General features: G+C 66.9%; 17 protein-coding genes and 1 tRNA gene. 6 read left to right on the forward strand and 12 right to left on the reverse strand.

Going from position 1 to position 26,445, the window contains the following annotated elements; all coding sequences use genetic code 11:
* Window positions 1-230 precede the first annotated feature (230 nt).
* Window positions 231-1,787 carry a hypothetical protein gene (locus EEB19_RS06995; protein WP_187584547.1) on the reverse strand — a complete coding sequence of 519 codons (1,557 nt, stop codon included), beginning with the start codon at window positions 1,785-1,787 and terminating at the stop codon, window positions 231-233.
* A 296-nt stretch (window positions 1,788-2,083) separates the two neighbouring features.
* Here EEB19_RS06995 and EEB19_RS07000 point away from each other — a divergent pair, with 296 nt between their 5' ends.
* The gene (locus EEB19_RS07000) at window positions 2,084-2,302 is read left to right on the forward strand and encodes a hypothetical protein (RefSeq protein ID WP_187584549.1); all 219 of its coding nucleotides are present in this window, start codon (window positions 2,084-2,086) and stop codon (window positions 2,300-2,302) included.
* Here the strand turns inward: EEB19_RS07000 and EEB19_RS07005 are convergent.
* The 9 genes from EEB19_RS07005 to EEB19_RS07045 all read right to left on the reverse strand — a co-directional run bounded on the left by EEB19_RS07005 (window position 2,282) and on the right by EEB19_RS07045 (window position 8,519).
* Window positions 2,282-2,482 carry a three-helix bundle dimerization domain-containing protein gene (locus EEB19_RS07005; protein WP_187584551.1) on the reverse strand — a complete coding sequence of 67 codons (201 nt, stop codon included), beginning with the start codon at window positions 2,480-2,482 and terminating at the stop codon, window positions 2,282-2,284. The two genes, EEB19_RS07000 and EEB19_RS07005, sit on opposite strands and share 21 nt — an antisense overlap.
* Before the next feature lie 119 nt (window positions 2,483-2,601).
* Window positions 2,602-2,871: a hypothetical protein gene (locus EEB19_RS07010; RefSeq protein ID WP_187584553.1), complete on the reverse strand. Its 270-nt coding sequence runs from the start codon at window positions 2,869-2,871 to the stop codon at window positions 2,602-2,604.
* 20 nt (window positions 2,872-2,891) lie between these two features.
* Window positions 2,892-3,638 (reverse strand): succinate dehydrogenase/fumarate reductase iron-sulfur subunit, encoded by a 747-nt coding sequence (locus EEB19_RS07015; RefSeq protein WP_187584554.1) that lies wholly within the window; start codon window positions 3,636-3,638, stop codon window positions 2,892-2,894.
* Window position 3,639: 1 nt separating this feature from the next.
* A complete protein-coding gene (locus EEB19_RS07020; protein ID WP_187584556.1) occupies window positions 3,640-5,568 on the reverse strand; it encodes a fumarate reductase/succinate dehydrogenase flavoprotein subunit in 1,929 nt (642 codons plus the stop codon).
* A 60-nt stretch (window positions 5,569-5,628) separates the two neighbouring features.
* Entirely contained in the window at window positions 5,629-6,453 is an 825-nt protein-coding gene (locus EEB19_RS07025; protein WP_187584558.1) for a hypothetical protein, read from the reverse strand.
* Window positions 6,450-6,740, reverse strand: coding sequence for a hypothetical protein (locus EEB19_RS07030; RefSeq protein ID WP_187584560.1), 291 nt, complete (start codon window positions 6,738-6,740; stop codon window positions 6,450-6,452). The genes EEB19_RS07025 and EEB19_RS07030 overlap by 4 nt, the downstream gene beginning before the upstream one ends.
* A gap of 127 nt (window positions 6,741-6,867) precedes the next feature.
* Window positions 6,868-6,944: transfer RNA gene (locus EEB19_RS07035), tRNA-Leu, on the reverse strand.
* Window positions 6,945-7,143: 199 nt separating this feature from the next.
* The gene (locus tag EEB19_RS07040; protein WP_187584562.1) at window positions 7,144-7,836 is read right to left on the reverse strand and encodes an MspA family porin; all 693 of its coding nucleotides are present in this window, start codon (window positions 7,834-7,836) and stop codon (window positions 7,144-7,146) included.
* Between the two features lie 11 nt (window positions 7,837-7,847).
* Window positions 7,848-8,519: an MspA family porin gene (locus EEB19_RS07045; RefSeq protein ID WP_187584564.1), complete on the reverse strand. Its 672-nt coding sequence runs from the start codon at window positions 8,517-8,519 to the stop codon at window positions 7,848-7,850.
* A gap of 401 nt (window positions 8,520-8,920) precedes the next feature.
* On the opposite strand from EEB19_RS07045, the gene EEB19_RS07050 reads away from it, so the two are divergent.
* Entirely contained in the window at window positions 8,921-9,655 is a 735-nt protein-coding gene (locus tag EEB19_RS07050) for a hypothetical protein (protein WP_187584565.1), read from the forward strand.
* Between the two features lie 36 nt (window positions 9,656-9,691).
* Here the strand turns inward: EEB19_RS07050 and EEB19_RS07055 are convergent, their stop codons facing one another.
* Both EEB19_RS07055 and EEB19_RS07060 read right to left on the reverse strand, forming a co-directional pair.
* A complete protein-coding gene (locus tag EEB19_RS07055) occupies window positions 9,692-11,686 on the reverse strand; it encodes a sigma factor-like helix-turn-helix DNA-binding protein (protein ID WP_262365500.1) in 1,995 nt (664 codons plus the stop codon).
* Between the two features lie 81 nt (window positions 11,687-11,767).
* Window positions 11,768-12,883 carry an isochorismate synthase MenF gene (locus EEB19_RS07060; protein WP_187584567.1) on the reverse strand — a complete coding sequence of 372 codons (1,116 nt, stop codon included), beginning with the start codon at window positions 12,881-12,883 and terminating at the stop codon, window positions 11,768-11,770.
* A 101-nt stretch (window positions 12,884-12,984) separates the two neighbouring features.
* Here EEB19_RS07060 and panD point away from each other — a divergent pair, with 101 nt between their 5' ends.
* From panD to EEB19_RS07080, 4 genes are all read left to right on the forward strand, one after another.
* Entirely contained in the window at window positions 12,985-13,392 is a 408-nt protein-coding gene (panD, locus tag EEB19_RS07065; protein WP_187584569.1) for an aspartate 1-decarboxylase, read from the forward strand.
* Window positions 13,393-13,415: 23 nt separating this feature from the next.
* Window positions 13,416-23,399, forward strand: coding sequence for a non-ribosomal peptide synthetase (locus tag EEB19_RS07070; protein WP_187584572.1), 9,984 nt, complete (start codon window positions 13,416-13,418; stop codon window positions 23,397-23,399).
* A gap of 86 nt (window positions 23,400-23,485) precedes the next feature.
* The gene (locus EEB19_RS07075; protein WP_187584573.1) at window positions 23,486-24,673 is read left to right on the forward strand and encodes an ABC transporter substrate-binding protein; all 1,188 of its coding nucleotides are present in this window, start codon (window positions 23,486-23,488) and stop codon (window positions 24,671-24,673) included.
* On the forward strand, window positions 24,673-26,376 hold the full coding sequence (locus EEB19_RS07080; RefSeq protein WP_187584575.1) for an ABC transporter ATP-binding protein: 1,704 nt from the start codon (window positions 24,673-24,675) through the stop codon (window positions 26,374-26,376). The genes EEB19_RS07075 and EEB19_RS07080 overlap by 1 nt, the downstream gene beginning before the upstream one ends.
* The last annotated feature ends 69 nt before the right edge of the window (window positions 26,377-26,445 follow it).

A 26,445-nucleotide genomic window follows, 5' to 3' on the forward strand; every position in this document is an offset into this window, starting at 1 on the left:
TCCGCGTGCTCGTAGCAACAATCCACGATTCCCGTGGTAGGCCCCGCACCCCACACTGAGGAACTGGCTCACTGACACAAGGGAAGCGTCCGGGGACGGCCACGATCCACCCATCAATGATCCCCCCACCGACCCCAGGTGGCCAGCATCCACTCTTCGCTCCCCACCACGGCCGCCACCGGCGGCCTCAGACACTGAGGAGCGAGCTTGCGAGCGTCACGAAGGGCTCGTCAACCCTCCGACGACCCCGAGTCCGACGACCCCGAGTCCGACGACCCCGAGTCCGACGACTCAGAACCGTCTCCGTCGTCGGACGTCGATTCTCCTGATGTCTGATCGCTCGACGGCCCCGACTCCGAGCCTTCCGACTCCGAGCCTTCCGACTCCGAGCCTCCCGACCGCGAGCCGGCGGCCGATTCGGGCGCAGAGGATCCGGGCGCAGCGGATTCGGATGCAGAGGATTCCGATGCAGCGGTTTCCGTTGCCGAACCGGCCGGCGCCGTCGGCACCGATCGCGTCGGCACGGACTCGGTCGGATCCGACGACGGTGACCCGCCTGGAGGTGTCGTCGATGTCGAAGCGCTGGGCGAGGTGGCCGTTGACGATTGGTCTTGCGACGTCGGGGCAGAGGAGCTCGCCGACGACCGTGAGGTCTCGCCCGTCGCCACCGACGACGGGACGGTCACGTCATATCGACCGGCCGGCGTCGCCGACGGCGTGGCCTTGACCTTGACCGCGGCATTGTCGACGCCGGGTCGCTGCAGTGGATAGAAGGCCTCGGAGTCGCGATTCCAGCGGGCGACGTCGTCACCGGTGTACGACAGGCCGAGTTCGTCATGGGCCCATTGCGTGAGCAACGCCAGGGGATGGCCGGCGTCGTAGACCGCGTAACGGGTGTTGCCGTCGACGCTCTTGTACATGGTCGGTGTGTCGGAGCGATCCAACGTCGCATACGACTCTGGCCCATTTCCCAGGTGAATCGTCCAGAATCCGGCGGCGTCGACGATGAGCGACGACACCGGCCGATCCCATCGCCACTGGAAGTTGGCGGCCGGATCACCGGCGATGATCACCGACATCACGTCGGCGTCCTCGGTGTTCGCGGGATTCCGCGCATCGTCGGAGTCGATACCGACGACGCCCGCCACCTGTGGCAGGACCGGCATGTCGGCCAGCCACGCCTTGATCCCCCACGGACTGCGCGGATCGGACACGAGGACGACGCGACTGTTGTCGACGTCGAACAGTTCGTCCTCGACCGCTTTCTCGGCTGCATCACCGACCGCGTCGGCGCCTTGCGAATAGCCGGTGTAAACCGTCATCGGCGGCTTGCCCGCGCCCGCGGCCGTGAAGGCCGCCATGATCTTCAGGTTCTGCTCGACGGCGGTGGCCTTCGAGTCGGCATAGCCCGGCGCGAGAAAGAACGGTTTTCCGGATCGTCCCGCGATGATCGGGCCGAACGACTGCGGATAATTGACGATCAGTGCTTGCCGATTGGTGATCAGCGGTTTGATGCGCGGAAACAATGTGGTGTCGTCGGTGCCGGGTGTGACGACAATTGTCGACTTTCCGGGCAGGTCGTCGAAGAAGTCGATGTCCCCGGCGTCCGGGTCGTAATCGCGGCCCGTGACGTCGTAGACGATGCCGTCGGCTATGAGTCCGTCGACCACCGAAACCGTCTCTGCCGATGCGGTTCCCGTCGGTGCGAGTGTCGCGATGCACACGGCTCCGGCCACCGCCGAGAGGACCGTCACACGAGTGCCGACGGTGCTTCGGGAATGCGACATCGCTGATTGTCGAATCCGATGTTTGCCACCATGCACGCCCATGCGCCGATCGTACAAAGTGATTGATCGCGAATCACTCGTACGAAGAGACCATTCACAGAATGTTTGCCAGGCACACAATCCTGTGCAGAACCGACTGGTCACAAATGTTTTGACGGAGCGGCATGAGAAAATGCGACACGCTGTCTCTTGGTATCGAGCCTTGTTCTTACGGCATCTCGGTGAGACGACGGGAACCGGACCGCCGTGCCGGTTCGGTCAGCCGAGCGATGTCGGTAGGCGTAGATTGCAGTCTCATGCGCACCGAGCAGGACGATTCAGACCATGCGCAGGCGATCGTGTTCGTCGCGGAGTTCGAGCGGATCGCCGACGTGCTCGTCGCGGATCTCGAGAACCCACGGACGCCGAGCAAGCAGTTGGCCGGCCTTCGCGACGAGCTGTATCAGGTGCGAGCCCAGATAAGACGGCTCGAGGACGCCTACGGCCTCCGGGCGTCAGTACGCGAGCGCGGCTAGCTCGGCTCCGGCACGGCGCTCGACGAGCAGGGGGATGAAGTCGCGCACACGGGTGTCGCCCAGCTCGCGGTATGCGGCGTCGACGGTGGCAGCGACCGCGTCGGAGGACTGATCGGGGAAGCGTGCCGCCAACCGGTCGCGAACTTCGTCGATGTGCTGTTGTTCGGATTTCCCGCTCATGACCCGATCGTACGTCTGTGCAGGTCAGCGAGTAGAACTCGCTGTCTGTGATATTCAAGACAGTGCGTTCCGAATTTCACCCCCGGACACCGGTCGGACACCTCGGACGTGCGCTGTCGTCAGCCGCCCAGCTCCGCGATCGACGTCACGATGGTCACCGGGTCGTCGTCGGCGACGGGGGATGCATCGGTGTCGTGCTCGGTGAGCGTGAACTCCTTGACGTTGGCGAGTGCCACCACGTAGGCGGTGGTGTCCTTTCCCGTCGACAACACGATCGGTGCTCGGTCGCGGACGATGTCGCGGACGAAGCCGACCACGTCCGTCACCGGGTCGGTGAAGATGACGCGGATCGCGAGCTCGTCCGAGGAGAGAAGTGTTGCTGTCGCCATGACCATCGTTCCTGACCCGGCTATCGCCGAAAGAGTTTGTTACCCAGCCACACCAGCGGATCGTATCGACGATCCACCACCCGTTCCTTCATCGGGATCAAGGCATTGTCGGTGATCTTGATGTGCTCGGGACACACGTCCGTGCAGCACTTGGTGATGTTGCACAGGCCCAGGCCGTGCTCGGACTGGGCCGTCTTCCGTCGCTCGGCGACGTCCAGCGGATGCATGTCGAGCTCGGCGATGCGCATCAGGAAACGCGGCCCGGCGAAGCTCCGCTTGTTCTCCTCGTGATCACGCACGACATGACAGGTGTCCTGACAGAGGAAACACTCGATGCACTTGCGGAACTCCTGGGAACGCTCGACGTCGACCTGCTTCATTCGATACTCACCGGGTTCTAATCCCTCCGGCGGCGTGAACGACTGGATCTCACGGGCTTTCGCGTAGTTGAACGAGACGTCGGTGACCAGGTCGCGGATCACCGGGAATGTCCGCATCGGCGTGACCGTGATGACCTCGTCCTCGCTGAACGTCGACATCCGGGTCATACACAGCAGTTTGGGCCGCCCGTTCACCTCCGCCGAGCAGGATCCGCACTTGCCTGCCTTGCAGTTCCACCGCACAGCCAGGTCAGGAGCCTGGGTGGCCTGCAACCGATGGATGATGTCGAGCACCACCTCGCCGTCGTTGGCGAGCACGGTGTAGTCCTCGAGGCCGCCTGAATCGGTGTCACCACGCCATACCCGGAACTTCGCGTCGTAGCCCATGTCAGCTCTCCTTGTCGCCCCTGGCGTCGGGGTGCCCGGCGATCTCGTCGGCGGTGTAATACTTCTCGATCTCATCGAAGTCGAAGAGCTCCAGGAGTTCTGGTCGCATCGGGATCTGCTCCTCCTTGACCACCGTCACCTCGGGAACCGGCGATTCGTCCGCCTCGTCGGCGGTGCACACCAGCAGTGTGTTGCGCCAGGTGCTGTCCATCGACGGATGGTCGTCGCGGGTGTGTCCGCCACGGCTCTCGGTGCGCAACCGCGCTGCCTTGGCGACACATTCGCAGACCAGCAGCATGTTGCGCAGGTCGACAGCCAGGTGCCATCCGGGATTGAACTGCCGGTGTCCTTCGACCTGCATGTTGCCCAACCGGCCGCGGATGTCCGCGAGGACCTCGATCGCCTCTTCGATCTCCTCTTCCTTTCGGATGATGCCCACCAGGTCGTTCATGGACTGCTGCAGATCGGTGTGCAGGGTGTACGGATTCTCGGGTGAGCTGTCGGACGGCGGGTCGAAGGGAGCCAGCGCAAATGCGGCCGCGCGGTCGATGTCGTCGGCGGAGATCTCCGGCCGCGATCTCAGCGATTCGACATACGACGCGGCGCCGAGTCCGGCGCGTCGACCGAACACGAGGAGGTCGGACAACGAGTTGCCGCCCAACCGGTTCGAGCCGTGCATCCCGCCCGAGCACTCACCGGCCGCGAACAGGCCGGGCACCCGCGCGGCCCCGGTGTCCGGATCGACCTCGACCCCGCCCATCACGTAGTGACACGTGGGCCCGACCTCCATGGGCTCGGCCGTGATGTCCACGTCGGCGAGCTCTTTGAACTGGTGATGCATAGAGGGCAGTCGGCGGATGATCTCATCGGCGGGCATCCGCGAGGCGATGTCGAGGTAGACGCCGCCGTGCTCGGTGCCGCGGCCGGCCTTGACCTCCTCGTTGATCGCGCGGGCAACCTCGTCGCGCGGTAGGAGATCGGGTGTGCGGCGGGCACTGTCGTTGTCGGCAAGCCACTTGTCGGCCTCGTCCTCGGTCTCGGCGTACTGCCCCTTGAACACCGGGGGGATGTAGTCGAACATGAAGCGCTTGCCGTCGGTGTTCTTCAGGACGCCACCGTCACCTCGGACGCCCTCGGTGACCAGGATCCCCTTGACGCTGGGCGGCCACACCATCCCGGTCGGGTGGAACTGGACGAACTCCATGTTGATGAGACTGGCACCGGCGCGCAGCGCGAGCGCATGGCCGTCTCCGGTGTACTCCCAGGAGTTTGATGTCACCTTGAACGACTTGCCGATCCCGCCGGTGGCCAATACCACCGCGGGGGCCTCGAACACCACGAAGCGACCGGATTCGCGCCAGTACCCGAACGCCCCGGCGATCGCATCCCCGTCCTTGAGGAGTTCGGTGATGGTGCATTCGGCGAAGACCCGAATCCGTGACTCGTAATCGCCGGTGGCGGCGTAATCCTCCTGCTGCAGAGAGACGATCTTCTGCTGCATTGTCCGGATCAGTTCGAGACCTGTGCGGTCGCCGACGTGCGCCAGCCGCGGGTAGGTGTGGCCGCCGAAGTTGCGCTGGGCGATGCGACCGTCGGGCGTTCGATCGAACAGCGCCCCATAGGTTTCCAGCTCCCAGACCCGGTCAGGGGCCTCCTTGGCGTGCAGTTCGGCCATCCGCCAGTTGTTCAGGAACTTGCCACCGCGCATGGTGTCCTGGAAATGGGTCTGCCAGTTGTCCTTCTCGTTCGCGTTGCCCATCGACGCCGCGCAGCCACCCTCGGCCATCACGGTGTGCGCCTTGCCGAACAGCGACTTGCATACCACGGCGACCGAATAGCCCTTCTCGCGGGCCTCGATGACGGCGCGTAGGCCGGCGCCGCCCGCGCCGATCACGACGACGTCGTACTTGTGGCGTTCCGGTTCGGTCATCCAGCAGGGCTCCCAGCGTGAAATCGGTTGAGTGACAACAAGAGCGGTACGGTCACGGGATCAGCCCACGAATCGCAGGTCGGAGATCGTGTTGCTGGCCACCAACATGATGTAGAAGTCGGTGAGCACCAGCGTCCCGAGCGTGATCCAGGCGTACTGCATGTGTCGGGTGTTGAGCTTCGAGACCTGGGTCCAGATCCGGTATCGGATCGGATGTGCCGAGAAGTGCTTCAGGCGACCACCGGTGACGTGCCGGCACGAGTGACACGACAACGTGTAGACCCACAGCAGGATCACGTTCCCGACCAAGATGACGTTGCCCAGCCCGAAGCCGAAACCGCCGCCTTTGCCGTGGAATGCCGTCACCGCGTCGTAGGTGTTGATCAGCGAGACGATCAGTGCCACGTAGAAGAAGTAGCGATGCGCGTTCTGGAGGATCAACGGGAGTCGGGTCTCTCCGCTGTACCGGCTGTGCGGTTCGGCCACGGCACATGCCGGCGGCGACAGCCAGAACGACCGGTAGTACGCCTTGCGGTAGTAATAACAGGTGAGGCGGAAGCCGAGGAGGAAGGGCAGCACGACGAAGCCGAGCGGGATCCACATGGGGAGTTCCGGAAACGGGGTCCCGAAATGGCTTGACCCGGGAACGCACGACTCGCTCAGGCACGGCGAATAGAACGGCGTCAGGTAGTGGTAATCAGCAACCCAGTAGGCGCTGCGGACGAACGAACGAACCGTCGCATAGACGACGAACGCCGACAGACCGAGCACAGTCAGCAGCGGGGACACCCACCACCTGTCGACTCGAAGTGTGCGCGCCAGGATGCGCGCTCGTCCCGGAGAGAAGACCCCGGTTGCCTCCCGCTCAGTCGCGGGGGCGCTCACTTCGTTCGCTCACGCGAGTGGAAGCCCAGCCCTTCGTCTTGCGCCCCGAGCCATGCGGCTTCGTCTGACTTGCTGTCGGGAACGTAGACGACGTCCTCCCGCTTCGACGGCTTGAGCAGAGGCGGCGGCGAGTGCTCGAAGTCGTGTAGATCGATCTCCAGTCGGTCGAGGTCGTTGGTCATCCGTCGGACGGCATCGACGTCCCCGTACTGCACCTTCAGGCTGCTGATGTGATGCCGTAACAGCCCGATACTTCGGCGGAGGTCCTTCATCTCGATGGTTGCCATGCCACTCCCTCCAAACGGTGTGATGTGTACCACAGTAACGGCAGGGATGGTCGAGTCAACGGCTTTGGTCGAACGTGTCGGATGGAGCAGGGGTCTCACCTGCACTGATGGGTGGTCGACGCTGATGTGGTGCCCCCAGTCGGACTCGAACCGACACTGGGCGGATTTTAAGTCCGCTGCCTCTGCCAATTGGGCTATAGGGGCGCGCTCAACAGCATGCCATGCACGTCGGAGGCGCCGACGAGGGCCGACGGGCGGGCTCACACGAACACCGGGGCCCTGCGCTGTCCGCGCAGGGCCCCGGGCCTGTGAGAAAGGTCAACAACATGGGGGAGGGTCAAGGCAGATGGGGAACAACGCCCGTAAATGTCAGTCCCCCGTGTGACTTCGGCCGGAGGTCGATTCAGCCCAGGCTGAACGGTTTCCCGTACAGCCAGACGACCTGTGTGGTGTGTTCGGTCTGGATCGCGACCTTGGCGTATGACCGTGCCTGCGCGTAGCCCGCGCATCCGTTGATCATCATCGTCTCGTTGGTGTAGGCGACGGCGCCCTCTCCGCCACGGAACTTCACCGCCGATTCGTGTGCCCGCGAACCGAATGCGTCCGCATACTCGATGTCGTTGATGACGTAGTTGGCGGCCTGGCCCGGTCCCAGTGTGACGGCGGCGCCGGTCTGTGCAGTGCCGGTGATGGCGACTTCCTGGCCTGGCGAGCCGGCTCCGGGCTTGGCCGTCGACGTCGTCGAGGATTTGCCGCCCAAGGTCAGCTGACAGCCGACGATGTACCCCGAGCCGATGCCGAACTTGGCCTTCTTGTCCGACGTGGTCACGTCGTACCGTCCGGAAACCCACGCGTTGCGGTGCAGAGGGGTGCCGCCGAGGGACGGATTGATCCGCGCGCGCTCGTTGGTGCGCTTGATGGTGATCGTGGACCCGTCGGCAAGCTTCTTGGTGACGGTCTGGTCCGGCAACCGCACGAAGGTGTCGGCGTGGGCGACGCCCTGATCCATCAGCGGTAGCGCCGCGAGCACGCCGATCGTCAGCGCGCCGGCACGGCATGCGTTGCGTGAGAGCCGTGTTCTGAGAATGTTGTTCATGTCGACCTCTGTCATCCGATGGAGAAGGGCTTGCCGTACAGGTTCACCTTCTGGTGCAGCTTGCCCGTCGTCTCGACGGTGCTGAAGGCGCGGGCCTGCGCGTAGCCGCCGCAGTTCTGGATGGCCAGCTGTGCACGGTCGTAACCGATGTTGTACGTACCCGGCTTCTCGATGTCCTTCCGCGAGAGCTGCACGAACGCAACCTGTCCCGCCGCGAGCGGAACCGACAGGCTCGCCGTCGCCGACGGTGCTGCGGACAGGGTGGCGGACAGATCGCCCGACAGCCCCTTGATGTCGACCTGGCAGCCGACGATGTAGCCGGTCGACAAGGTGGCCGCCGCACCGTTCGTCATGGTTCCGTTGCTGCCCGGGAGCTCGGACTCGCCGGCGGGCCCCGCACTCGGTCCTGCCTTGGCGGGCTTGAGTTTCGGCGCCTTCAGGGTGACATTGCCGCTCACCCACGCGGTCCGGGACGCCGGGTTGCCGGCCATCGACGCCGAGACCTGCGCGCTCTCCCCGCTGCGGCTCAGCGTGATGCCTTCCCCGTGGACGGTTCCCCCGGGCAGTCGAACGAAGGCGTCGGCTCCGGCCGAGCCGACTCCCGCCACGGCGGCGGCGGCCGCGGCCCCGATCGCGGTTGCGGTCACACCGGCAACCCGAAAGGCCTTGTGTCTATACGTCATCCACTCCTCCTCGTTTGTGCGGCACCGAGCTCCCCGGGTCCCGACCGTGCCCGGAGCAGGAGTGATCGATGACGAGCCGGGCGCTCTGCCCGCAAGTATGAGTACCGCATAAGTAAGAGTTAGGAAAGTCTAATGTGACCGTCGTCATGTCTGCGCGCGCGCGCGGGGTCGTTGGTCGGTGCAGGAGGGGGCGCTGCGAATGAGCGGTTCGTCGACCATCCGACCCCGGTGGGGGTTGCGTCGGGATAGTGAGCTTAGGTAAAGATAGCCTTAGTAAACCGAGCGACACCCGCCATCGGTCAGGGGGACCGGGGCGAAATCGACGAAACGGACACCACCACCGCGGTGGTGTGAACGCGACGGGGATGACAGTGACGCAGCTGGTAACACCATGCTCCTTGATGAGCGACGCGCAGGACTGCTATGGATGCAGCCCGGCCGTGACGATCGACGGCGATGCCGTCGACTTCGAGCGATTCGCCGAATGTGTCGAGTTCCTCGCCGACGACCTGATGGCCTGCGGGGTCGTGAGGGGACGACGCGTCGGCCTCGGCATCGCATCCGGATGGGTATTCGTCCTGACCTGGCACGCATTGGTGGCGGTCGACGCTGTCGTCGTTCCCGTCGACCTGTGCGACAGCTCGTCGATCGAGCGGGCGCGGGAACTCGACCTCGACTTCCTGCTCGCTCACGAGGAGTACAACGATGTGCTCGAGGACGCGATCGACGGCCTGATCGACGACGAGTCGTCGATCCCGGTGTTCCGGGTCGCCGACGAGTTCGCCCTGGTCGACGTCAGCTCGCCGGAGACCTCGCGGAACCCGCTCTCCGCAGGCGGGGGCGGCCTGGTGTCCGATCTGGACACGGGCCGCGTCGAGGCGACCGACGACCTGCTGGCCGAGGCGGATCGCCTCGGCCGGCGACTCGACCTGTGGCCAGGAGTCTCGGTGCAACTCGGGGGCGTACTCAACACCCGGCGCACGATGCTGTTGATCATCGCGTGCGCCGCACGGGGCGCGTGCGCGTGCGTCGACGCGACGCCGCCGATCGACCCCGGTGCCCGACGGCTGGAGATGGTCCCGGTGATCGATCGTCCGGAATGGCAGTTCGACGGCCCGCTGCTGTCGGTGGGCTGAGCTGCTGTCAGTGGGCTGAGGTCCGGGCCGCCCGGGTCAGCCGAGCGTGGCGCCGACGAGATCGGCCAGCTCGGTCTCTTTGCGGCGGCGTAGCGTCGCGACGATCTCATCCGCGTCCGCATCGGTGGTCAGCCACAGGGATTCGCGCAGGACGTCGAGCAGCGCACTCCGCGCGAGGCGGGACCGCCGGGGTCGGCCCAGCCGCGCCAGGATCTGCGCGGTCGGTGACCCGGTGGGCTCGACGTCGGCGACGCGCACATCGAATGTGGCGTCGGTGAAGTCGAGGAGGATCGGATCCCCTTCGGCCAGGCCGAGTTCGGTGAGGAATCGTTTGATGGTGCCCGACCGTGCCTGCACAGACACCCACATGAACGATTGCGGCCCGTGCCGCGTGGAAAGCTGAACCGGTGAGCCGGGCGCCACGCCGATGATGCCGGCCAGTGCAGACGGGACGTTGAACGCGGAACCCTTGAGGTGGGCGGCAGTTACGGTGGTGGACCAGTGGACGGTGCCGCCGTCCCGGTAGAGCCCGCGGGTGCGGGTGGGCGACTTCCGCGGCGTGTAGGGGCGGGTGCGTCGAGTCACGATGTCGTCGGTGGTGACGAAATCGCCTGCACTGGCGTAGGCGCGGACGCTCGCCTCGGTGACGTCGTATGTGCTGGTGATCTCCTCGATAATCGCGGGGAGCCGGGCGGATCCGCCGGCCCCGGTGAGGATGCGATCGATCTGGACGTGTACCGGTACGTAGGGAGCCAGACCCCAGCGACGCAGCCCGTAGCTGCTGCGGTCGGTCTTGACGATCCGGTCATCGGAGACCAGCGCGTTGCGCACCGACGACGGTGCGCGCGGGAAATCGGTGAGACCACTGATGATCTCGTCGAATGTGCGGGGTGCACCCGCCGTCGACAGGACGCCCGCGACCAGGTCGCCGGTCGAGGCGGTCGAGGAGATCACGTGGTCACCGAGGAACGAATACCCGCTGCGCCGCAGCCATTGTCGTGTGGCGCCGACGGAGAGTCCCAGACCATCGGCCACCGCCGCGAGTGCGGACACGTTTTCCGGGCTCGCCACCGAGTCGACGGTGGCGCGGGTGGTGGCGGCGGCCTCTTTCAGTGAGCCCCGCACGATCCACTCGTCCACGGTGAGCAGGTCTGGTGCACCGATCGTGAGCAGGTGCCACATCGGTATGCCCAGGGAGGAGACGACCACGGCGAGAGTCGGAAACTCCATGGTGATTGAATCGATGTCGACGACGGGATCGGTGCGGCGCAGGATCTCGGCCTCGAGGTCGCGCAGGCCCGGCGTGGCGTCGAGTAACTCGCGCAGACGATGCCGGAGACTCCGGTCGATCTGGGTCACCCGTTCACGCGAGGTGCCCAGCATCCCGGCGAGTTCGGACTGCGTCCGAGGACGGGCGGCGAGGACACGGTCGAACAGGACGAGCCGGTCACGTTCGGTCAGTTCGGCGACGAATGCGCGTATGTCGTCCTCGCTGACAGTGCCCGGTCGGGTCACGTCCTCCGTGGCGCGCTCGCGCACGACCCCCGATCGCGCGACCAGCCGTGCGATCAGATTCACGACTGTCACCGGGCCGACTCCGGGAAAGTGCATCAGGTCCGCCACCGACAAGGTCATGAGTTCGGCGATGGTCCCGACGCGCTCGGTCGCGAGGGCGTCGCGGGTCGACCGGGGCAGTGGGAGAGGCTCGGATCCGGCTCGTACGGCGGGGAAGTCGTCGGTGAGCCGTCGTGCGGAACGATCGGCGACGTAACGCTCGGCGATGCGGTGACAGAAGCGTTCGTGGTTGACGTCGGTCAGCGTGTCCGACGGCGAACTGCGAATCCACGCGTTGACGACGATCTCGTCGTCGGCGAGGATTCCCGGACCGCGTCGATACTCGGACAGCCACGGCAGCAGTTCGATCCACGGGCTCTCGGACAGACGCTGACCGCGGAGCCGTTCGGCGAGCTCGCGGTCGTCGGGGACCATGGCGTCGTCGGAGGTCAGAACCTCGGACGAGGACGATGACATCGGTGGCGACTTCCCTGACTGGTGAAACACGACGATTTCAGAATAGCCTATCGCCGAACGGCCGCAGCTGCGGTGAAGCGCTCAACCCGCGATGTCCAGGGCGGATAGCACGGTGCGGAATTTGGCGGAGGTCTCGGCGAGTTCGGTTGCGGGATCGGATTCGGCGACGATTCCGCCTCCGGCCCAGGTGATCAGCTCGCGTCCGTCGGATGCGAGGTCGGCGCACCGGATGCTCACCATCCATTCGCCGTCGCCGTTCGCATCACACCAGCCGACGGCCCCGGCATAGAACCCACGGTCACCCTCCACTGCCAGGATGTGATCGCGCGCCGCAGGGGTCGGTGTGCCGCAGATGGCGGGCGTCGGATGCACCGCGGCGGCGAGGTCGAGAGCGGTGGTCGCCGGATCCGCGACGTGTCCGCTGATCGCACTGCCGAGATGCCACATCGTCGGGGTGGAGGTGAGCGACGGTTCGGTGGGCACGTCGAGATCCGCGCACAGGGGTGCCAGCGCGGCCGCCAGCGCGTCGACCACGTAGCCGTGTTCGCGACGGTCCTTGGGTGATGACGCGAGACGTCGTCCGTTCTCGGCGTCCGCGATCGGATCGGGGTCGCGCGGCAGAGAACCGGCGAGTGGGTGGCAACTCACCACGTCGCCCTGTTTGCGGACCAGTACCTCGGGGCTCGACCCGATGAGATGACGACCGTCGAACGGCGGCCCGGCAGGCGAGAGATCGGTCGCGAATGCGTTCCCGTCATGGTCGCGGGCGCCGAGTCGGGCGGCGAGATCCCACGGCGACAACGGTTCTGCCGATCGCACGTCGAGCCGGCGCGCCAACACGATCTTGGCCACCCCGTTGGCCGGATCGGCGATCGCACGGACCGCATCCTCGACCCGGCGGACATGTTGGTCGGGTTCGGGATGGGACGCGGTGATCTGTGCGTCGACCGAGATGTCGGTGGTGCCGCAGTGCCATCGACCGGGTCGACGGGTCAGTTCGATCGGCGCCGTGAGAGCGCACGGTTCGCGCAGATCGAAGGGCAGGGCGCCGACGATGCCCGGGATCCCTCCGGAACCGAGGTGTTCGCGCGCCTCGTCGAGCCGATCGAATCGATTGCGGGTTCCGGTCGCGATCACGTGCTCGTCCGGTCGGGACAGCAGGAACACCGGGTCGTGACGCGTCTCATGCTCGCTCATGCACCGGAATCTACCAAGTGTGGTTGTTCTACGATAGGCTTTGTTGCTTGTGAGTGGCGGCACCCCGAACCGCCCGAATCGACCGATTACAGGGAGCTGAGATGCTGCGCACCGTTGTCAACGGAAAGATCCACCGAGCCACCGTGACCCAGGCCGACCTGCACTACGTAGGGTCCATCACGATCGACGAGAACCTCATGCGTGCCGCCGATCTGGTGGAGGGCGAGCAGGTCCAGGTCGTCGACATCACCAACGGCGCCCGCCTCGAGACCTATGTCATCACCGGTCCCGCCGACAGCGGCGTGATCTGCATCAACGGTGCCGCCGCGCATCTGGTGAACCCCGACGACCTGGTCATCATCATGTCGTTCCTGCAGCTCGACGAGACCGAGCTCATCGCGCATCAGCCGAAGGTCGTGCACGTGAACGGCGACAACGCCATCGTCGCCCTGGGCAACGATCCGGCCCAACCCGTCCCGGGTGCCACCGACCAGATGGCGTCGCGCTGAACGCATCGGCCACATCCACGGTGATGACATCCACGACACTGCCGACCGCTCGCCGCATCCGGGCCACCGACGCCCAGGCGGCGATGTGGTTCGGTCACCAGATGGTCGGCGATTCGGCCGCGTTCGTCGTCGCGCAGTCCTGGGAGCTGCGGGGAGAGGTCGACGTCGACCTCCTGCGGGAGTCGCTGTCGGTCGCGCTCACCGAAGCCGAGGGGCTCTCGGTGACGTTCGACGTCGACGCCGATGCCGTCACCCAGGACCTGTCGGCCCGCGCTGTCGGTGACGTCGCCGACATCGAGGTGGTCGACGTGGCCGATCGCACCGCCGCCGCGGAGTGGATGGACCGCGAGCGTCGTCTGCCGATCGACCCGTCGATCGGACCCTGTTGTGCCGCAGCCATTCTCACTGTCGACGTCGATCACGCCATCGTGTTCCTGCGTGCCCATCACATCGTCGCCGACGCCTACGGACTGACCCTGCTGGGCAGACGTGCGGCGCAGGTGTACACGGCGCGAACGGCAGGCGAGCCCGTGCCGGATCGCTGGTTCGGATCCCTCACCGACGTCGTCGACGAGGAGGCGTCCTACCGGACCTCGCCCCGTCGCGAGGCTGATGTCGCGTTCTGGCACTCCTACGGGCGGGGGCCCGGTGACGTCGCATCGCTGGCCCGGCGGCCCGGGGCCGGAACAGTCGCGACATCGGTGCGTTCGCATGCAGTGACCGTGGACCCGGCGATCTCCGCCGAGATGGCCGCCCGCGCCGCAGACAGCGGCACGACCTGGAGTGATGTGCTGACCGCCCTGATCGGCGCCTGGGTGGCGTCGCGCCGCTCGTCGTCGGAGGGCGCCCCGGTCACGGTCGGCTTCCCGATCATGAACCGATTCGGTTCGGCCGCGCTGACCGTACCCGTCACCGCCGTCAACGTGGTGCCGATCCGACTCGCACTCGGAGCCCGGACCACGCCGCTCGCAGCACTCGACGTGGTGCGCGAGGCCATCGCGGAGGTCCGGGGCCACACGACCCTGCGCGGCGAGGACATCGCGCGCCTCGGTGAGGGGCTGCGACCCGCGGTGTGGATCAACATCAAGCCGTTCGGTGACGAACTGCGTTTCGCCGACGTCACGGCGACCGTCGGCTCGCTGGCCCGCGGTCCGGTTCAGGAGCTGACCGTCACCGGACGACGTGTCACCGCCGACGGCTGCATCGAGTTGCAGTTCGATGCGGACGCCGAGCGCTACGACGACGCCGAGCTGACGGGCCTCGCCGAAGGTCTTGCCCAGTTCATCTCCGCGGCAACAGAACCCGATTGCTGGAAGCGGCCGATCGCCACGCTGCCCGCCGATGGGGTGCGGCGTGGGGGGCGCCACGAGACCGGGCGGGAGATCGACAACGAGGACCGGACGCTCGACGACCTGATCCTGACCGGGCGACGCCCCACCCTGCTCACCGCGAACTGCGAGATCTCCGCCGACGAACTCGATGTGCGGGTGGCCCGGCTGGCCCGGCTGCTCATCGATCGCGGCGTCGGACCCGATGATCACGTCGCCGTGATCCCGCCCCGTACCGACGATCTCGCCGTCGCCGTGCTCGCCGTCCTCGCGGCCGGGGCCGTGTGTGTGCCCGTCGATCCGGCTGCGCCCGACGCGCGACTGCGGATGATGATCGACGTCGCGGCTCCTCGCCTCGTCGTGACCTCGGCTGCGGTCGCCGCCCGATCGATCGTCGACGGCACCGTCCCCGTGGTGGCACTCGACGATGATGACATCGCCACGGAACTCTCCGGATCGGCGTCGGACCGGGTGACTGACAGCGATCGACACTCCCGGCTGCTACCGGCACACACCGCGGTCGCCATCTTCACCTCGGGCTCCACCGGGCACCCCAAATTGGTCGCCGTGCCCCATTCGGCTCTCACGAATCGTCTGATGTGGGCCGACCGCGAGTGGGACGCAGCGACATCTATCGACCCCGACCGCGGGGTTGCAACCCCCGACACCCGTATCGCCAAGTCCTCCATCGGATTCATCGACGGCATCACCGAGCTGCTCGACGGACTTCTCGCCGGGGCACGCATCGTGATCGCCGGCGACGACGAGATCGCCGATCCATCGCGCCTGGCGGATCTGGCCGACGCGTCCGCCGCCACTGCTTTGACCGCCGTCCCATCGGTGGCCGCCGCCATGCTCGACCGCATGGATGCCGATGCCGATGCCGAACCTGACGCCGACACCCGGCGCCTGCCCACGATCCGGCGCTGGACCCTCAGTGGTGAGGACCTGCCCGCGCGCGTCGTCGAACGGGTCCGCGCGCAGGGACCGTCGGTCATCGTCAACTCCTACGGCTCCACCGAGGTCACCGGTGACGCCACCTACTCCGACCTCTCCGACTCCGGCTCGACGGTGGACATCGGTACTCCGGTGTCCAACAGCGTCATCCGCGTGCTCGATCCGTGGATGCGTCCTGTCGGAGACGGCGAGCCGGGCGAACTGCACGTCGCAGGTGCGCAATTGGCCCGCGGATATGTCGGCCGTGCCGATGAGACCGCGTCACGTTTCGTCGCCGACCCCTGGGCGCAGCAGCCGGGCACCCGGCTCTACCGCACCGGTGATCGCGTCGTCCGGCGCGACGGCCGGCTCATCTACCTCGGCCGCACCGATCATCAGATCACGTTGCGCGGCCTGCGGATCGATCCCGGTGAGGTCGAGAGCGTGCTCGCGAGTCTGCCCGGTGTCGCCGCCGCTGCGGTCGCCGTACACGAACTCGTCGACGGAGAACCGGTGCTGGTGGCCTACGCGACACCCGTCGACGCCGAACAGCCGCCGGTCGCCGCCGACCTGCGCAGGCAACTCGCCGATCGCCTGCCTCGGCACCTCGTCCCGGCCACAATCGTCCATCTCGATCACCTTCCGACGACGCCCAACGGCAAACTGGACCGGACGGCACTTCTCGCACCGGACGGCGAAGACCATCTCTCCGACAACGAGGTCGGCGACGACGTCCGTCTGCTCTGTGACGCCTACGCCGACATCCTGGGCATCCCCGCCGTCGGACCGCGCGACAGCTTCTTCGCCCTCGGCGGACATTCCTTGTCCGCGAACCGTCTCGTCGCGCGGCTGGCCGCTCTCGGGATTCCTGCGACCATCCGGCAGATCTTCGATCACCCCGAACCGATCGATCTGGCCGAGATCCTGGTCAAGCCCTCGATCGACGATCCGGCTCCGCCGGCAATAGGCGACCTGGCGGACTACGAGCTCGGAACCTGCGCACCGGCATCGTATGGGCAGCAGGCACTCTGGCTGACCGAGCAGATGTCCGACGACCGCTCGGCCTATCGTGTCGGAGCCGTTTTCGACATCGACGGCACGATCGATGAGTCGACCTTGCAGCTGGCCGTGCGGGACCTGATCGAGCGGCATCCGATGCTGCGCACCGTCTATCGATGGGACGGCACCCAACTGCAGCAGCAGGTGCTCGACATCGACGAGGTCGACCACGCGGACGTGTTCCGGGTGCAGACTCCGTCCGGCGGACTCGGAGCCGACGGCGAGGTGGCCGAGACGATCCGCGAATTCCTCACCGCACCGATGGATCTGTCCACCGACACTCCGCTGCGAGTGTTGCTCGTACGCGCCGAGTCCGGCGACATGCTCGTCGTGTCCGGACATCACATCGCGACCGACGAGGGTTCCTTCCCGCTGGTCGTCGACGGGCTCGTCGAGGCCTACCGCCTGCGCGCCGCCGGGCGGGCTCCGGCGCGGAACCCGGGCACGGTGACGTACGCCCAGTTCGCGCGTCGCCACCGGGAGCTGCTCGGCGACCGGACCGAGCCGACCTCGCTCATCTCTCGCGATCTCGGGTTCTGGCGCAATCGATTCGCCGACCGCCCGTCGGTGCTCGACCTGCCACACACGACGCCTCCCGCGCCGGGACAGACCTACTCGGTCGCCAGCCGTCGCGTTCGCATACCGTCATCGATCGCCGGAGGACTACGCGCGTGGGGCAACGAGCACACCGCCAGCCCGCTGATGGTGACGGAACTGCTCATCGGCATCGCGCTGAAGGCCTACGGCGCCGGTGATGTCATACCGCTGGGAAGTCCGGCGACGCTCCGAGACGACGAGCGCCTCGCGCAGGTCGTCGGATTCTTCGTCAACACCCTCGTCTTCACCGTCGAACTGTCGGATGCCATCGACGCCACCGCGGCGTTGACCCGTGTCCGCGACGACAATCTGGAGGCCCTGTCACATCGCGCCACCCCATTCGAGTCGGTCGTCGACGCCGTCAGCGGCCCCGACGATGCAGCGCGCCGCACTGGGCGGACCCCGCTGTTCCAGGTGATGGTCGCCTATCGTGACGCCGGTGCGCGCCGCGAGTTCGACGCCTACCCGGCCACCCTGCGCCGGGTCGACCGGGCCGATCTCCTCGATCGCATCGGGATGATCCCGGATTCGGACACAGCGAAGTTCGAACTCGTCTTCGGCGTGGAAGAGACCGCGGACGGGGAGTGGCTCCTCGGCGTCGATTACGCACGTGAACTGTTCGACGAGGCCACGATGGACGGGCTCATGGAGACTGTCGCCGCGATCGGTGCGGCCATCGCGGTGGACCCGTCGACCACCGTCGCCGAACTCGCGGGACTGTCGACGCGTGCCCTGACCGACACGGCCGAGCCCGTCGACGTCATCGCCGAGGCAGACCGTGAGGCAGGCGCGGAACTCGCGGCGCAGATCGGCGAGATCCGGCTGCCCATCGGCGAACCCGTTCCCGTGTGGGCGGTGCGCCGGGCCTACCTGGCCTGTGCGCCGATCATCTTCGCTGCCGCGGACACCGCCACGACCACCGACACCGACCCCGCCGGAACCGTCGTCGCCGACGCACCGGTCCGCGGGCAGGATCCGCTGATGCCTGCGCACGCCGAGCATGCGATGGCGGTGGCAAGCGGCTTCACAATCGCCGACGACGCGGCGGACACGCTGTCACGCAGCGATATTGGGCTCGAGTGTGTCGTCGATGCGAACGGAATGGTCAGCGCTGGGCGACTGTCGATGCGCTATGGCGACCCCGTGATGGTGGACACCACCGCACAGGTGCTCGTGACGATCGCGACCGACCTGCAGACCGGCCAAGTGAGCAGCGCGCCGCATCCGGCGGTACCCGAGCCCTGCGACGTGACACGCCCGTGGGCCGATCTCGTCGACGATGATGCGCTCCTGGACGACGACTTCTGGGTCGAGTTCATCGAGGACACCGCCGACGCCGACACCTTCCGTCTCCCCGATGCCGGCAGTGCCGGGGACACGACGGTGACGCGAACGGCCGAGGTGAGATGTCCGGTCCGCGAACGCTCGTCGGTGGACACGATGCTGACGGCGCTCGCGCTGATGCTCGGTGATCAGGCGGGATTCGAGGGGACGGACACGGTCGTCATCGATCTCGAGACGTCGGCCCGTGACACCGAGGCCGCCTGTACGCCAGGACGTCTGGTCCATCGATGCCCGATCGCGATCCCCACCGACCTCGACATCGACGATCCCGACGCCGCGCACCGCTCGATCAGCGAACTGCGCGTCTCTCCGGAACAGGCGCGGCAGTATCACGTGCTGCGGCACGAGATCGTGCACACCCGCGACATGTTCGACGAGACGGATGACGCCGAGATCCTGTTGCAGGTGTTCGACACCGACGTGGAGTGTGGTCCCGGCAGCACCGAACTCGGCCGGTACCGACTGGTGGTGACGGCACACGTCGGTGCCGACGAGGGCGGCTCGCGCCGGGTACGGCTCTCTGCCGTCGGCGACGAAGGAATCGCGGAGGCCTCGGTGGACCTCGCAGTCATGGCCGACACCCTTGCCCGGCTCGGCGTGGAGACCGACGCGCAATTCCGCGCGCTGGTGCGCGAGGGCGCGGCGAACGCGGTGACCTCGGCCCACCCCGCCCCGCTTGTCGAGCTTCCGCCTGCCCACGCACATCGGGTGACCGACCTCTTCGGGCAGCCCGACGATGTACTGCCGGTGACGCCCCTGCAGGAAGGTCTTCTGTTCCACCTGCGGATGTCGGCCGAGCAGGGTGTCCCTGATCTGTATGCCTCGCAGGCGAAACTGCACCTGAGCGGTCCGGTCGACGTCGAGCGGATGCGGTCGGCCATCGCGGAGTTGCTACGGCGCCGGCCCAACCTGCGCGCCGGGTTCTGGACCCATGCCGATGCGAGCGTGGCCGTCATTCCCCGGACACAGGACGTCCCATTGCGGGTCGAACACGCGACACGCGGTGGGGTCGAGGCGATCCTGCGAGAGGAACGGGCACGCCCGTTCGCTGCAGAACGTCCACCGCTGATCCGATTCCTGCTCGTCGAGGAGGACCACGACACCTGGATCCTCGCAATCACGTTCGAGCACATCCTGATCGACGGCTGGTCCTATCAGTTGGTCCTGGGGGAGCTGCTGGCCCTCTACGACGACCCGACCGGGGCGACCCTCGCGGACCCGACCCCGTATCGCGACTACTGCACCTGGCTGTCGGCGCAGGATGTGCCCGCCGCGGCGGCGGCCTGGGGGCGGTATCTGTCCGGGCTCACCGAGCCGACGCTGTTGCGTCCCGACGCCGTCGACCGTGAGGCCGATCCGTCGGCCGCGCGCGATCATCACCGCGATCTCTCGCGCGAGACGACCGACCGTGTGCGTGCCCTGGCGCGCACGACAGGCACGACCGTGAGCACCGTGTTGCACGCGGCCTGGGGAATCACCCTGGCCCGTCTCACCGGATCATCGGACGTGGTATTCGGGACGACCGTGAGCGGTCGGCCCCCAGAACTGCCGGGCTCGGACGAGATCGTCGGACTCCTCTTCAACACCGTGCCCGTCCGGGTCGAGCTGAATCCCTGGGACACGGTGGCCGATCTGCTGGCGCGACAACAGCACGCCCAGATCGACGTCGTCGACGCCCCCTTCCTCAGCCTGGTCGACATCACCCGGGAAACCGGGCTGCACCAACTGTTCGACACGCTGTTCATCACCCAGAATCATCCGGCGACGGACACCGATCGCGGATACGGTCCCGACCCGGTCCGCGTGACCGACACCGTCCTCGACGATTCGACCCACTATCCCGTCTCCTTCGCGGCGCATCCGGGCGAGACGATCCACCTGCGCTGTGCCTATCGCGGCGACGTGCTCGACGACAACGAGATCATCACTCTCACCGATCGTTTCGTATCGGTTCTCGAGGAGATGGCCTCCGAACCGACGGTGAGCGTCGGTTCGCTCGACGTGATCACCGCCGCGGAGCGTGGGAAGGTCTTGACCACCTGGAACGACACCGGACGCGACGTCGCCGAGGTGACCGTCGCCGATCTGTTCGATCAGCAGGTGGCCCGCACCCCGGAGGCCGTGGCCGTGGTAGCCGGTGAACGCCGAATGTCCTTCGCCGAGCTCGGCTCGGAGGTCCATGCCACGGCGCGGCTGCTGATCTCGCGCGGGGTGGGTGTGGAGAGCCGGGTCGCACTGCTGCTCCCGCGGGACGAGCGCATGGTCGTGTCGATGTTCGCGGTGTTCGCCGCCGGTGCCGCCTATGTGCCGGTCGATCCGGATCACCCGGTCGAGCGGATCGCGTACATGCTCGATGTCGCGGAACCGGCAGTCGTGCTGACCACCACGTCGCTACGCCCCTTGCTCGACGAGACCGTTGTCGACGTGATCGAACTGGACGGCGAGGCCGAGCGCGCTGCACTCTCCTCGACCGCCGACGTACCCCTGACCGCCGACGAACGCGGCGAGGTGCGCCCCGACAACCTCGCGTACGTCATCTTCACCTCGGGCTCCACGGGACGGCCGAAGGGTGTGGCGGTCGGCTACCGCGGGCTGACCAACATGTACGTCAACCACCAGGAGAAGATCTTCGATCGCGTCGTCGCCCATCAGGACGGGCGACGGCTGGCGATCGCACACACGACGTCGTTCTCGTTCGACGCCTCCTGGGAACAGCTGTTCTGGCTGCTCACCGGACATCACACGCACATCATCGACGAGGAGATGCGCAAGGAACCGCTCGACCTGCTCGCCCATTACGACACGACGTCGATGGACGGATTCGATGCGACGCCGTCCTACATCGACGTCCTCGTGGAGAACGGACTTCTGGACCGCGATCGTCCGGCCGGCTTGTCGACGGCCGCCGACGGCACCGGTGTCGTGTTCGTCTCCCTGGGTGGCGAGGCCGTACCGGAAGCGCTGTGGCAGAAGCTGCGCGACGCGCCCGGCGTCGAGTCCTACAACCTGTACGGGCCGACCGAGTACACCATCAACGCCCTCGGCGCGGATCTGGCCGACAGTCCGTTCCCGACGCTCGGCGAGCCGATCGCCAACACCCGTGCGTACGTTCTCGATCGCGGGCTGCGCCCCGTGCCGCCGGGCGTGGTCGGCGAGCTCTACCTCGCCGGTGCGGGCACCGCCCGCGGCTACCTCGGCCAATCCGCCAAGACCGCAGAACGTTTCGTCGCCTGCCCCTGGGGTCGGGACGGGCAGGAGGGCGCCGGGGAGCGGATGTACCGGACCGGCGACCTGGTCCGCTGGAACAGCCGGGGCGCCCTGGACTATCTCGGGCGCAGCGACGATCAGGTCAAGATCCGTGGATACCGGATCGAACCCGGTGAGATCGCCGATGCACTCGCGACACATCCGAGCGTCGCCCGCGCGGCGGTCGTCGCACGCACCGGGACCACCGGGCAAGCGCAGTTGAACGCCTACGTCGTCCCGTCTGATCCGACGGCGGGTACCGATTCGGCGGATCTGCGCGCACATCTGCGGGACAGGTTGCCCGACTACATGATCCCGGCCGGGCTGGGCGAGGTGACGGCCATCCCGCTCACGGTGAACGGCAAGATCGACACGCGCGCACTCCCGCCCCTCGACGTGGCCGGCGAGCACCACGAACCGCCGGCGACAGAGACGGAGCGGCAGGTCGCCGACCTGGTCGCGGACCTGCTGGGCCTGGAGTCCGTCTCGGTCGCGTCCTCGGTGCGCGATGCCGGCGGCAACTCGCTGGTCGTCATGCGGCTCGTGTCACGGCTGGCCGACATCGATGGCGGAGAGCAGATCACGGTCCGGGACCTGTTGTCGGGGGCCACCTTGCGGCAGATCGCCGAGCGTATCGACGCCGACGCGCCGCAGACGCCGGCCGCGGACGAGTCGTCGGCCGGCTGCCATCCACTGGTCGTCGAGTTCGCCCCGACGCGTAACGGCCGCGTACTGGTCTGTCCGCCGGAGGGATTCGGTCTGGTCATCCCGTACGCGTCGCTGTTGCCCCATCTGCCGGACGGATGGGGCCTGGTCGCCCTGCGTGACCCGGCCCAGGCGGATACACCTGTCCCATACCACGACATCGCGGAGATGGCGTCGCTGTATGCCGACGCGCTCGAGTTCATCGGGGTCGCCGGTCCATCCGGTCCGGACCTGCTCGGCTGGTCCTACGGTGGTCATCTCGCGTTCGCACTCGCGAAGGAACTCGCAGATCGGGATCGCCCGGTGTCGTCGCTGACGATCGTCGACGCATATCCGACGACTCCGCGCACCGACGGGCCGATGACATCCGACGAGGCGATCTCCGAGACCTTGCGCGGGATGCGCTCTGCGACCGGTGCATCCCACGACATCGGCGGCGCCGAACTGGTTCGACGAATGCTGGGTCTGTCCGAGAGTGCGGCCGGCGGCGCTGCTCTGGCGGGTGGCAACGATCCGGACGGTGACGAACACCGGGACATGTTCGACGCCTATGCCCGATGTGAGCAGATGTTGTCGGGCGGTACGGTCGGGGCAGTCGGGGTTCCGGCCGTTCTCATCGGATCGACGACCTCACGTACGGCGGATCTGCCGTCGATCTCGCAGGCCTGGCGAGCACACCTGCAGGACATCCGGAGCGTCGGCGAGTACCCGATCCCGCACGCCCGTCTCCTCGACGAGGCGTCGGTGCGCGACTGGGTGTCGATCGTCGACGAGGTATGGCATCGCCCATGACGACGCCCCCGGTGGCCAGACGCCACGAGACGTTGCCCGATCGGAACACCGTCGGGCACCTGAGAAAGAGATGGAGAACCGAGAACATGCGACGAAATCTACGAGTGGTGACGGCCGCCGGTGTCGCGGTCGCGGCACTGGTCGCCTCCGGATGTTCGTCCGGCGCATCGGACGATGCAGGCAGTTCGGCCGATCAGGGCGCGACCCGCACCTTCGCCGCCGCCAATGGCAGTTTCGAGATCCCGGCGCAGCCGAAGCGCATCGTCGCCCTGTCGCGGGTGATACCGTCGCTGTTCATCGCGGATGCTGCCGTCGTCGGGGCCACATCGGGTTACGACACGAGCACCATCGTCGACGACGACGCGATCGCCCGGTACAAGGAGGTCGCCACCCTGTCGACCGGCTCGGCGAAGACGAATGCCGGTGGTGGCACGCAACTCTCGTACGAGCAGATCGCGGCGCTGAAACCCGATCTGATCATCTCGGGATTCCCGCAGAAGGCGTACAAGGCGTCGATCAGCGACGAACAACTGCAGGCGATCGCTCCGACGCTGAGCCTGGGTCCCGCCACGCCGACCGAATGGCGCGAGGTGGGGGAGAAGGCCGCTGATGCCGCCGGCAAGACCGACGAGTTCGATCAGCAGAAGGCCGAGTACACCGAGCTCGCCGACGAACTGAAGTCGAAGTACGCCGGGAGTATCGCGGGGAAGAAGTTCGCCGCGTTCTCCGTGTTCAACTCGACGCAGGCCGACTCCTACCAGCGTGAGTACGACGACTCGTTCACCACCAACATCGCCAACGACATCGGGATCACCTTCCCCGGCGGCACGCCGAAGAAGACCTCGGAGATTGTGTCGATCGAACGGCTCTCCGACATGGCCGACGCCGATGTGATCGTCTACCAGGTGAATCCGGACGGATCCCTGAAGTATCCGCGGATGCAGGAAGTACTCGACTCCGAGGCGTGGAAGAACCTGCCCGCAGTGAAGGCCGGTCGTGTGGTACCCGTGGTATGCGTCATCGGAGACCTACGCAGGTGCCATCAAGAGTCTGCAATCGCTGTCGGCAGGCCTCGACAAGTTGCCCGCGCCGACCACGGGGAGCTGACACCTGATTGTCTGACCACACACGCCCCTCGGTCCCCGAGGAGCCCGCGAGGAACGAGCCTGCGGCACCGGTCCCTGAGGAGCCCGCGAGGATCGTGCCTGCGGCATCGGTCCCTGAGGAGCCCGCGAGGAACGAGCGCGCGTCACGAAGGGCCCCCGTCGGGCTGATGCGCATCATCCGTCCGGTCCGGACGCAGGTGATGGCGTCGATGTTGCTGCAGATGCTCTGCGCGGTCATGGTCGTCGGGGCGTACATCGCGATCGTCGCCGCGGTGCGGCGGCCGGCGGATACGGGAGAGGTCTCGTGGACGCCGGTCGTCGTCGCATCGCTGCTGTTCCTGGCGGTCCCTGTGGTCCACGCCTGCTCGTACTCGGCGAGTTTCGCGGCGAGCCGGCGGATCGAACTGCGTCTGCGCACCGAGGTGACCGATCACGTGTCGCGGATTCCGTTGGGCTGGTTCACCAGCGGGTCAGCGGTCACGCGACTGCGCAAGACGGTCAACTCGGACATCGCTGCGGTGACCGGCATGATCGGGGAGGCGCTGCCGAACACGGCGCGGTACAGCACGGTCACCGTCGTCGCGTTCGGCTATCTGTTCACGGTCTCGTGGATTCTGGCCGCCGTCGTCGCCGTGCCCGTGGTGATCGCCTCGGCCGTCGAATGGCGAAGGATGGGAATGACATCCGAGGCGGACCGTCGACACGAGGAGACGACCGCGGAGCTGTCTGCGCGGACGACCGAGCTGACCCAGGGCATCGGAGTCGCCAAGATCTTCGGTATGGCCGACCGCGAGAACAATCGATTCCGCAGAGCAGCCGACGCCTACGCCGACAGTTATCTCCGCCGCGAGATCGACCAGCAGCGGCGAGGACGCGTCACGTCGGTGCTGGCGTCGTGGATGTCGATCCTCTCGATCGTCGTCGTCGGTGGTACCGCGCTCGTCTCGGCCGATCTCATCGACGCGGTGGATGTCGTCGCGTTCCTGATGCTGTCATGGATCGTCTCGCGCGGGGTGTGGGCACTGCCGATGGCGTTGATGACGTGGCGCCGGGCGAGGAACGTGCTGGGCGGTGTCGACGCGATACTCGGCATCCCGCCGCTGCCCACTCCCGACGAGGCGCCCCGGATGCCGACGGCGCCCGTCACGGTCACCTTCGACCACGTCGGATTCGGATACACACCGGACGAACCGACGCTGCAGGACATCTCGCTGCGCCTGGCACCCGGGACGACGACCGCTCTCGTCGGTGCCTCCGGTTCGGGCAAGTCGACCCTCGCGCGTCTCGTCCCGCGGTTCTGGGATGTCGACACCGGGTCGATCCGGATGAACGAAACCGATGTCCGGGATCTCGCGCCCACGGGCCTCTACCGGTTGGTCTCGTTCGTCTTCCAGGACGTCACCCTCATGCGTTCCTCGGTGGCGGACAACATCCGGCTCGCCCGACCCGACGCCGACCAGGCCACCGTCGAGGCCGCCGCGCGAGCCGCACGGATCCACGATCGGATCGAACGTCTGCCACGGGGGTATGACTCGGTGGTCGGTGTCGACGCCCATTTCTCCGGCGGTGAGGCCCAACGCATCTCGATCGCTCGCGCTCTCGTCGCCGACACCCCGGTCGTCGTCCTCGACGAGGCGACCTCCGCGGCCGACCCGGAGTCCGAGGCCGCGGTCGGGCATGCATTGGCCAGGTTGATGGAGGGCCGGACGGTCCTCACGATCGCGCATCGGCTCGCCACCATCGCCTCCGCGGACCAGATCGTGGTGCTCGACCATGGTCGTGTGGCCGAGATCGGCACCCACGACGAGCTGACCATCGCCGACGGTCATTACGCGCGGATGTGGCGGGCGGATCGGATGGCGTTGCGATGACGGATCATTCGCGGGAGACCCTTCGTGACGCTCGCAAGCTCGCTCCTCAGGGATCGGGGGAGGGCCGCA

Origin of the sequence: Gordonia sp. OPL2, from assembly GCF_003797825.1 — a bacterium.
Taxonomy (GTDB): domain Bacteria; phylum Actinomycetota; class Actinomycetes; order Mycobacteriales; family Mycobacteriaceae; genus Gordonia.

Bases quoted from the DNA above. Each gene is read 5' to 3' on its own strand.
- EEB19_RS07015 (WP_187584554.1), bottom strand. From the start codon at position 3,638: ATGGGCTACGACGCGAAGTTCCGGGTATGGCGTGGTGACACCGATTCA.
- EEB19_RS07010 (WP_187584553.1), bottom strand. From the start codon at position 2,871: ATGGCGACAGCAACACTTCTCTCCTCGGACGAGCTCGCGATCCGCGTC.
- EEB19_RS07040 (WP_187584562.1), bottom strand. From the start codon at position 7,836: ATGAACAACATTCTCAGAACACGGCTCTCACGCAACGCATGCCGTGCC.
- EEB19_RS07055 (WP_262365500.1), bottom strand. From the start codon at position 11,686: ATGTCATCGTCCTCGTCCGAGGTTCTGACCTCCGACGACGCCATGGTC.
- EEB19_RS07000 (WP_187584549.1), top strand. From the start codon at position 2,084: ATGCGCACCGAGCAGGACGATTCAGACCATGCGCAGGCGATCGTGTTC.
- EEB19_RS07045 (WP_187584564.1), bottom strand. From the start codon at position 8,519: ATGACGTATAGACACAAGGCCTTTCGGGTTGCCGGTGTGACCGCAACC.
- EEB19_RS07005 (WP_187584551.1), bottom strand. From the start codon at position 2,482: ATGAGCGGGAAATCCGAACAACAGCACATCGACGAAGTTCGCGACCGG.
- EEB19_RS07080 (WP_187584575.1), top strand. From the start codon at position 24,673: ATGCGCATCATCCGTCCGGTCCGGACGCAGGTGATGGCGTCGATGTTG.
- panD (WP_187584569.1), top strand. From the start codon at position 12,985: ATGCTGCGCACCGTTGTCAACGGAAAGATCCACCGAGCCACCGTGACC.
- EEB19_RS07050 (WP_187584565.1), top strand. From the start codon at position 8,921: ATGAGCGACGCGCAGGACTGCTATGGATGCAGCCCGGCCGTGACGATC.
- EEB19_RS07020 (WP_187584556.1), bottom strand. From the start codon at position 5,568: ATGACCGAACCGGAACGCCACAAGTACGACGTCGTCGTGATCGGCGCG.
- EEB19_RS07030 (WP_187584560.1), bottom strand. From the start codon at position 6,740: ATGGCAACCATCGAGATGAAGGACCTCCGCCGAAGTATCGGGCTGTTA.
- EEB19_RS07075 (WP_187584573.1), top strand. From the start codon at position 23,486: ATGCGACGAAATCTACGAGTGGTGACGGCCGCCGGTGTCGCGGTCGCG.
- EEB19_RS07060 (WP_187584567.1), bottom strand. From the start codon at position 12,883: ATGAGCGAGCATGAGACGCGTCACGACCCGGTGTTCCTGCTGTCCCGA.
- EEB19_RS07070 (WP_187584572.1), top strand. From the start codon at position 13,416: ATGACATCCACGACACTGCCGACCGCTCGCCGCATCCGGGCCACCGAC.
- EEB19_RS06995 (WP_187584547.1), bottom strand. From the start codon at position 1,787: ATGTCGCATTCCCGAAGCACCGTCGGCACTCGTGTGACGGTCCTCTCG.